Source organism: Variovorax sp. Varisp36, from assembly GCF_047304235.1.
In the GTDB taxonomy this organism is placed as follows: domain Bacteria; phylum Pseudomonadota; class Gammaproteobacteria; order Burkholderiales; family Burkholderiaceae_C; genus Variovorax.
In genome coordinates this window covers 1-8,427 of record NZ_JBGLYU010000083.1, presented here as the reverse complement: position 1 = coordinate 8,427, position 8,427 = coordinate 1, and the positions used below count along the sequence as shown (strand labels likewise).

Genomic DNA, 8,427 nt, shown 5'->3' with positions numbered 1-8,427 from the left:
GGCGGGCGCGGGGGCGGTGGCTTTCAGCCGTATGCCGCGGCCAGGGGGAATGGTGGTGTTCTGGGTGCCGGGGTGTCGCGGGGGCGCCGCCCGGGGGGCGCCCGGCATCAGCGGGAAAGTACGGCTCGAAGTGAGTGCCTGGAACTGAGGGGAGCCGCTACGATGGGCGCATGAACACTGCCGTCCTCGTCATCGACGTCCAACGTGGCCTTTGCGACGATCCGCCGCGCCCCCATGAAGCCGGGCAAGTGATGCAGCGCATCAATGCGCTCACCGAACGTGCCCGTGCAGCCGGTGTGCCCGTGGCCTTCATCCAGCACGAGAATGCGGTCGACCTGGAATTCGATTCCGAGCGCTGGCAGCTCGCCGGTGCGCTGAACACCGATTCGCGCGACGTCCGCATCCGCAAGACCACGCCCGACTCCTTTCTGCGCACGCCGCTCGAAGCCTGGCTGTCGGAGCATGGCGTGAAGCGCGTGGTGGTCTGCGGCTATTCGTCGGAGTTTTGCGTCGACACCACCGTGCGCCGCGCCGCCGCGCTGGGCTACCACGTGGTGCTCGCAGCCGACGCGCACACCTCGCACGACAAGCCGCACGCGACGGGTGCGCAGATCCGTGCGCATCACAACGCCACGCTGTCGGACATCACGAGCTTCGGCGTGCCGATTCGCGCGGTGGCCAGCGCCGACATCGCGTTCTGATCAGTCGGCCCCCGGCCGCCACACCCGCGCCAGCGCGGCCATCTTCCCCTTGAAGCCCAGCCTGTCGTTCGACAGCGCGTCGATGAAATCCGACAGCCGCTGCGACTTCACCATCGTGTAGATGGTGAGCCAGGTCGTAAGGACGAACACCACGCCGAACCACAGTGCCTTGCGCCACAGCGGTGCGTCGGCCTCGGCCAACAGGTTCATGCCGAGGAAGCCGGTGGTGATGGTGCCGATCAGGCCGAACAGCGTGACCACCGTGAGGCGCACCACGGTGCTGGCCTGCCGGCGCAGGCTGTCGGCGTCGAGATATGTGTTCATGTCGGCGATGCGCGCCTTGACCTCGTCGTAGAGCGGGTCGAGCCCAAGGTGCGCGGCACACATGTGCGAGAGCGCGCGCACCTGCGCCTGTTCCGAGATCTCGTGGAACCAGTAGCGGTGCGTGAAGCGCAGGAAGCGCTCGAAGCTCGCTCGGATCGCGCGCTTGAACTGCTTCACGCTCGGCGTGCTGCGGATGTCGAGCCGCTTGAGCGCCTCCACCAGCTGGTCGGAGAACATCAGCAGCGAGGCCTTCTGGAAATGCGCGATGAGGAACAGCAGGAAGTGCTGGTGCCTGAACTGCGCGAGCACGCCGCGGTCGCGGCAGCAGAAGAACTCGGAGTGCGCATCGCCCACCACGATGAGGGCGTGGCCGTTGCACAGGTAGCGCGTGTTGGGTGCTGCGCCGGCGTTGACCCAGAAGCGGTCGTAGCAGTACTTGTGCTCGAAGTCGGCGAGGTGGTGGTCGGCGTAGGGCAGGTGCGCGTCGGTGGTGCCGGCACCCGTTACCAGCGCGAGCCGCACGAAGTCGTCGCGCGTGAGGCGGCGCGGGTCGTCCAGCGAGAGGTAGGCCATGACCGGCATGCGGTAGTACTCGATCTGCCGGTAGCGCAGCACGCCGGGGTCTTCGGAATGGTCGCTCACCAGCGGCTGCATCAGGTAGGCCCAGTGCGAGGAGATGCGCGGCGCGCGGTGCTGCGCCACGTGCGAGAGGAAGCTCTCGCGCTGCTGCGCGTCGGAGCTTGCGAGGACGCGGCCGTCGGCGCCCAGCCATTCGACGCTCGCCATGCAATGCAGCGCCGAACCATCGGGCTCCCAGCCGGAGGGGTAGGCGCGGCCGAAGCGGTAGAGGATTTCCTGCGCCTGCGCGAGACTCAGGTGGTCGGCCCCGACCTCGAGGTTCACCATGACCACGTCGATGTCGAAGAAGAAGTAGAGGTCGCAATGCACCACGTCGAGCGTGACGGGCGCGTCGCCCGCGCGGGCCACCACGCGCACCGATGCGATGTCTTGGCGGCGGAAGACGCGCATCGGTGAATCGCCGTCGTTGCCGGAGGCCGGACCGCCGCTGCTGCCGTTGCGCGAGCGGCCCTCGCCGTAGAGAAAGCGCTGCACGTACGGCAGGAAGCTCACGAACTCGTTGTAGTGCCGCTCGTGAAAGCGGCTGCTGTCGCCGGTGTATTCGTCGACCTCTTCGCGCCATGGCGAGGCATCGCCCAACTCGCGCAGCACATGCCAGGGCGCGTGGTGGTGCGCGTGCCCGGCGTCTGGCGCAGGCATCAGCCGCAAGGGCCAGAGCAGGGCCTGGCGGAAATGCTGCACGGTGGGGGCGCCTGTGGAGAGCGCAGTTGCCTCTGTGGGCATGGTGGCCGCGGGTGGGTTCAGCATGGCTTCAGTGTAGGCAGAAGGCGAGACAAAACGACCACCTAGGGGAATCCCTAGGCAATCATGAAACCGGTTTCAGATAAGCTGCAAGCATTGCCTTCGAGGCATGCACGCGCCACCCGCGCCACTTCCGGGTTCGCCCTCCATGAACTACCAGTTTCAATTCGACGCCGTCTTCGCCGCCTGGCCGTTGCTGCTCAAGGGCACGTGGATCACGGTCCAGCTCTCGCTCGTGGCCACGGTGCTCGGCCTCGTGGTCGCCATCTTCTGCGCCTGGGGCAAGACCTCCGGGCCGGGCTGGCTGCGCTTCATCGTGAATGCCTATATCGAGGTGATCCGCAACACGCCGTTCCTCGTGCAGTTGTTCTTTTTCTTCTTCGCGCTGCCGGCCATCGGGCTGCGCTGGTCGCCGCAGACGGCCGCGCTGGTGGCGATGGTGGTGAACCTCGGTGCGTATGCGACCGAGATCATCCGCGCGGGCATCGAGTCGATCCCCAAGGGGCAGATCGAGGCGGGCAGGGCGCTCAACCTCAAGCCCTGGGAAATCTTCCGCTTCGTCATCATCAAGCCCGCGCTGAAGGCCATCTACCCGGCGCTCACGAGCCAGTTCATCCTGCTGATGCTGAGCTCGGCGGTGGTGTCGGTCATCTCGGCCGACGACCTGACCTCGGTGGCCGCCAACCTGCAGTCGCAGACCTTCCGCAGCTTCGAGATCTACATCGTGGTGGCTGCGATCTACCTCGCGCTGGCGCTGGCCTTCTCGACGATGTTCAAGCTGATCTACAGGCGCACGCTCAACTATCCGGACCGCCGGTAAGAAACGACGGACGGAGACAACACCATGCGCACCTTCGGCTTTCCCGAATTCCTTTTCATCCTCGAAGCGGCCAAGTGGACGCTCGCGCTGTCGGCCATCGCCTTCGTGGGCGGCGCGATCCTGGGGCTCATCGTCGCGTTGATGCGCACGTCGCAGTCGACGTGGGCGCGCGGCGTGTCGACCACTTTCATCCAGGTCTTCCAGGGCACGCCGCTGCTGCTGCAGCTGTTCCTGGTGTTCTTCGGCGCGCCGGTGCTGGGGTTGGACATCAATCCGTGGGTGGCTGCCGGTGTCGCGCTCATCCTGAACAGCGCCGCTTTCCTCGGCGAGATCTGGCGCGGCTGCATCGAGGCCATTCCGCGCGGCCAGTGGGAAGCCGCCGAGGCGCTGAGCCTCAGGTACACGTCCCGCATGCGCGACGTGGTGTTGCCGCAGGCGCTGAAGATCGCGCTGGCGCCCACGGTGGGCTACGTGGTGCAGATCATCAAGGGGACGTCGCTCGCGGCCATCATCGGTTTTGTCGAAGTCACGCGCGCCGGGCAGATCGTCAACAACGCCACCTTCCAGCCGCTCATCGTGTTCTCGGTGGTGGCGGCCATCTACTTCGCGATCTGCTGGCCGCTGTCGCTGCTGGCCGCGCGCATGGAGCGCCGCCGCGCCCGGGCGCTTGCCCGCTGACCCTTTCCGTTTTCTCTTTCTCGTCGCTTCCTTTCTTTATTCAGGAGACACACCCATGACCCGTATCACCACCCGCCGTGCCGCGCTCGCCGTGCTGGGCCTCGGCGCCGCTCTCACCGTGTTCGCACCCTTCGCCTCGGCACAGTCGGTGGCCGACATCAAGAAGAAGGGCGAGATCACCATCGGCATGCTGGTCGACTTTCCGCCCTACGGCACCACCGATGCGAAGAACCAGCCCGACGGCTACGACGCCGACGTGGCCAAGCTGCTTGCGAAGGACTGGGGTGTCAAGGCCAACATCGTGCCGGTCACGGGCCCCAACCGCATCCCGTTCCTGCTGACCAACAAGGTCGACCTGCTGGTCGCCTCGCTGGCCATCACGCCCGAGCGTGCCAAGCAGGTGCAGTTCTCGCAGCCCTACGCGGCCGCGACCATCGTGCTGTACGGCGCGACCAAGGCCCCCATCAAGGCCGCGGGCGACCTGAAGGGCCTGCGCGTGGGCGTGGCCCGCGCCTCGACGCAGGACGTGGCCGTGACCAAGGCCGCGCCCGAAGGCACCGAAATCCGCCGTTTCGACGACGACGCCTCGGCCATGCAGGCGCTGATCTCGGGCCAGGTCGATGCCATCGGCTGCTCGGTGACCGTGGCGGCACAGATCGCCAAGCGCGTGCCTGCCGGCACCTACGAAAACAAGTTCACGCTGGTGCAGCAGTCGATGGGCATCGCGATGCGTCCGGGCCAGGAAGAGCTGCACAAGGCGGTGAACGAATTCGTGCAGAAGAACACCGCCAACGGCGAGCTCAACAAGCTGTATCAGAAGTGGCTGCAGGCCGACCTGCCGAAAATGAACTGACCCCCAGGCTTCGCGCACTTCGTGTCGCTACGCCAACCCCCTTGCAGGGGGCAACACCTGCGGCCCGGCAAAGCCGGTTCCGCGGTGTTCCTTGAGAAGGCGCAGGGCGCCCCACAGTGAGTATCGGAACAACGAGCATGACGACGGAATCGATCATCCGCATGGAAGCGGTCAACAAGTGGTACGGTGAATTCCAGGTGTTGACCGGCATCGACCTGTCGGTGCGCCAGGGCGAGCGCATCGTGATCTGCGGGCCTTCGGGTTCGGGCAAGTCGACGCTCATCCGCTGCATCAACCGGCTGGAGACGGTGCAGAAGGGCCGCATCGTGGTCGACGGCATCGACCTCACGGCCGGCGGCAAGAACGTGGATGCCGTGCGCGCCGAAGTCGGCATGGTGTTCCAGCAGTTCAACCTGTTCCCGCACCTCACCATCCTGGAGAACTGCACGCTGGCGCCGATGCGCTCGCGCGGCATGACGAAGGTGCAAGCCGAAGAGGTGGCCATGAAGTACCTCACGCGCGTACGCATTCCCGAGCAGGCCGGCAAGTACCCGAGCCAGCTCTCCGGCGGCCAGCAGCAGCGCGTGGCCATCGCCCGCGCGCTGTGCATGGCGCCCAAGATCATGCTGTTCGACGAGCCCACTTCCGCGCTCGACCCCGAGATGGTCAAGGAAGTGCTCGACACCATGATCGGCCTTGCCGAAGACGGCATGACCATGCTGTGCGTGACGCACGAAATGGGTTTTGCCCGCAGCGTGGCCGATCGCGTGATCTTCATGGCCGACGGAAAGATCGTCGAGCAGGCGCCGCCGGAAGAGTTCTTCGGCAACCCCAAGGACGAGCGCACGCGCCAGTTCCTCGGCCAGATCCTCAGCTCCCACCAAGCGCACTGAATGTCCTTTTCCGTTCTGATTTCTCTGTCGTCCTTCGGTGCGGCCGAGGTGGGGCGGCATGGCCAGCTCTGGTGCTCGCAGCTGGCATTGGCGGCTGGCGCCGATTCGGTGGAAGTGCGCGGCGAGATGCTGCGCGACGCCGGGGCCGAACTGCCCGCCCTGAGCGGGCTCGCTTCCGTGTACTCCAGCCCCGAGGGCCTGTGGGCCCAGGGTGGCTGGCTCGACAGCGCCGCGCTCAAGCGCGGCATCGCCGCGGCCACGCGTATAGGCGCCAAGCGGCTCAAGATGTCCATCGGCGACTTCCAGGCCTCGTCGCACGGCTCGCTCTGGGGCCTGAAGGTGGAACTGGCCGAAACACGCGTCGAGCTGCTCATCGAGAACGACCAGACCGTGCGCGCCGGCACGCTGCCCGCGCTGCAGACTTTCTTCGAGGTGGCCGACCGTGCCGGGGTGCCGCTCGGCATGACCTTCGACATGGGCAACTGGCACTGGCTCGGCGAATGCCCGCTGCAGGCGGCGCAGGCGCTGGGCCACCGCGTGCGCTACGTGCATTGCAAGGGCGTGCAGCGCCTGCCGCACAAGTGGGTGGCGGTGCCGCTGGGCGATTCGGCCGTGCCGTGGCGCGCGGTGCTGCGTGCATTGCCGGCTGACGTGCCCCACGCCATCGAATACCCTCTCGCAGGCGACGACCTGCTGGCCGTTACCCGCGCGCAGATCGATTTCATCCGCGCCGCGCGCGCATAGATCGAGAGACACACATGACAGAACCCACCGCTTTCGACGTCGCCCTGTTCGGCGAAGCCATGCTGCTGCTCGTGGCCGACCGGCCAGGTCCGCTGGAAGACGCCCAGTCGTTCCACAAGCGCACCGCCGGCGCCGAGACCAACGTGGCCATCGGCCTCTCGCGGCTGGGCCTCAAGGTCGGGTGGGCCAGCCGGCTCGGCACCGACTCGATGGGCCGCGCGTTGCTGGCCGCGATGCGCGCCGAAGGCATCGACTGCTCGCACGTGATCACCGATGCGACGCAGCGCACCGGCTTCCAGTTCAAGGGCCACGTCACCGACGGCAGCGACCCGCCGATCGAATACCACCGCAAGGGTTCGGCCGCGAGCCACATGGGCCCGGCCGACGTCGACGAGGCCTGGCTGCGCTCGGCGCGCCATTTGCACGCCACGGGCGTGTTCGCCGCCATCTCCGACACCAGCCTGCAGGCCGCGCTGAAGACCATGGACGTGATGCGCGCCGCGGGCCGCACCATCTCCTTCGACACCAACCTGCGCCCGACGCTGTGGTCGTCCACCGAGACCATGCGCCATTGGGTCAACGAACTCGCCTCGCGCGCCGACTGGGTGCTGCCCGGCATCGAAGAGGGACTGCTGCTCACGGGCCACGACAAGCCCGAGGACGTCGCGAAGTTCTATCGCGAACGCGGCGCGAAGCTGGTGGTCGTCAAGCTCGGCGCCGAGGGCGCCTACTACGACAGCGACGTGGCCGGCACTGGCCGCGTCGACGGCTTTCCGGTGAAGGAAGTGATCGACACCGTGGGCGCGGGCGACGGCTTCGCGGCCGGCGTGGTGAGCGCGCTGCTCGAAGGCCGCAGCGTGCCCGATGCCGTGCGCCGCGGCGCATGGATCGGCGCGCGCGCCGTTCAGGTGCTGGGCGATACCGAAGGCCTGCCGACGCGGGCGCAACTCGAAGAAGCGGGGCTCTGAACGCCATGACGAACGCATCGAAGAAGAACATCCTCGTCTTCCGGCCGCTGCCCGAGGATCAGCTGGCACGCCTGCAGGCCGCGCACCACGTCACCGTGGCCGATCCCCGCAAGGAGCCCGAGGCATTCGCCGCCGCGCTGCGCATCGCGCACGGGTTGATCGGATCGAGCCACACGGTCGATGCTGCGCTGCTCGATGCGGCGCCGCAGCTGCAAGTCATTTCGAGCGTGTCGGTCGGCGTCGACAACTACCCGCTGGCCGAACTGCACAAGCGCGGCATCGTGCTGTGCCACACCCCCGACGTGCTGACCGAGACGGTGGCCGACACCGTGTTCGCGATCCTCATGGCCACGCAGCGCCGCGTGGTCGAACTCTCGAACCTCGTGCGCGAAGGGCGATGGACCAGGAACATCGGCGAAGAGCTCTTCGGCACCGACGTGCATGGCAAGACGCTGGGCATCCTGGGCTTCGGCCGTATCGGGCAGGCCGTGGCGAGGCGCGCTGCACTGGGTTTCGGCATGCCGGTGCTGTACCACTCGCGCCGCGCGGTCGACCTGGCTGCGCAGGCGCCCGAACTGCAGGGCCGCGCCACGCACACGCCGCTCGACGATCTGCTCGCGCGCGCCGACATCGTGCTTGCGATGCTGCCGCTGACCGACGCCACGCGCGGCATGATCGACGCGGCCTTCTTCGCGCGCATGAAGCCCGGTGCATCCTTCATCAACGGCGGCCGAGGCGCCACCGTGAACGAAGACGCGCTGCTGCACGCCCTCGACCACGGCACGCTGCGCGCCGCAGGCCTCGACGTGTTCGCGAAGGAGCCGCTGCCGGCCGACTCGCCGCTGCGCACGCATCCGCGCGTGACGCCGCTGCCGCACATCGGCTCGGCCACGCACGAGACCCGGCACGCGATGGCGGAGCTGGCGACGACCAATCTGCTGCAGGTGCTGGCCGGGGAGAAGCCGGCGGCGCCGTACGACACGGCGGCCGCATGAGTCCCTCAAGGCTTTTCTCCCTCCCCTTCCGGGGGAGGGCAGGGGTGGGGGCAAGCGGCGCATCCACCCGG

Annotated in this window: 9 protein-coding genes; 8 read left to right on the top strand and 1 reads right to left on the bottom strand. The window is 67.4% G+C overall.

The genetic code is table 11. The features are described from left to right. Positions 1 to 170 precede the first annotated feature (170 nt). A complete protein-coding gene (locus ACCD11_RS28060) occupies positions 171 to 701 on the top strand; it encodes a cysteine hydrolase family protein (protein ID WP_413316374.1) in 531 nt (176 codons plus the stop codon). Here the strand turns inward: ACCD11_RS28060 and ACCD11_RS28055 are convergent, their stop codons facing one another. Next, positions 702 to 2,411 carry a hypothetical protein gene (locus ACCD11_RS28055; RefSeq protein ID WP_413316372.1) on the bottom strand — a complete coding sequence of 570 codons (1,710 nt, stop codon included), beginning with the start codon at positions 2,409 to 2,411 and terminating at the stop codon, positions 702 to 704. 142 nt (positions 2,412 to 2,553) lie between these two features. Between ACCD11_RS28055 and ACCD11_RS28050 the strand changes: the two genes are divergently transcribed. From ACCD11_RS28050 to ACCD11_RS28020, 7 genes are all read left to right on the top strand, one after another. Beyond that, positions 2,554 to 3,225 (top strand): amino acid ABC transporter permease, encoded by a 672-nt coding sequence (locus ACCD11_RS28050; protein WP_007835644.1) that lies wholly within the window; start codon positions 2,554 to 2,556, stop codon positions 3,223 to 3,225. A gap of 24 nt (positions 3,226 to 3,249) precedes the next feature. Further along, the gene (locus ACCD11_RS28045) at positions 3,250 to 3,903 is read left to right on the top strand and encodes an amino acid ABC transporter permease (protein WP_413316370.1); all 654 of its coding nucleotides are present in this window, start codon (positions 3,250 to 3,252) and stop codon (positions 3,901 to 3,903) included. Between the two features lie 55 nt (positions 3,904 to 3,958). Then, on the top strand, positions 3,959 to 4,756 hold the full coding sequence (locus tag ACCD11_RS28040) for a transporter substrate-binding domain-containing protein (protein WP_413316368.1): 798 nt from the start codon (positions 3,959 to 3,961) through the stop codon (positions 4,754 to 4,756). Between the two features lie 137 nt (positions 4,757 to 4,893). After that, positions 4,894 to 5,649, top strand: coding sequence for an amino acid ABC transporter ATP-binding protein (locus tag ACCD11_RS28035; protein WP_413316366.1), 756 nt, complete (start codon positions 4,894 to 4,896; stop codon positions 5,647 to 5,649). Beyond that, the gene (locus ACCD11_RS28030; RefSeq protein WP_413316364.1) at positions 5,650 to 6,393 is read left to right on the top strand and encodes a sugar phosphate isomerase/epimerase family protein; all 744 of its coding nucleotides are present in this window, start codon (positions 5,650 to 5,652) and stop codon (positions 6,391 to 6,393) included. Positions 6,394 to 6,407: 14 nt separating this feature from the next. After that, complete coding sequence (locus ACCD11_RS28025) at positions 6,408 to 7,361, top strand: sugar kinase (protein ID WP_413316362.1); 954 nt, start codon at positions 6,408 to 6,410, stop codon at positions 7,359 to 7,361. Between the two features lie 5 nt (positions 7,362 to 7,366). Further along, a complete protein-coding gene (locus tag ACCD11_RS28020; protein WP_413316360.1) occupies positions 7,367 to 8,356 on the top strand; it encodes a 2-hydroxyacid dehydrogenase in 990 nt (329 codons plus the stop codon). The last annotated feature ends 71 nt before the right edge of the window (positions 8,357 to 8,427 follow it).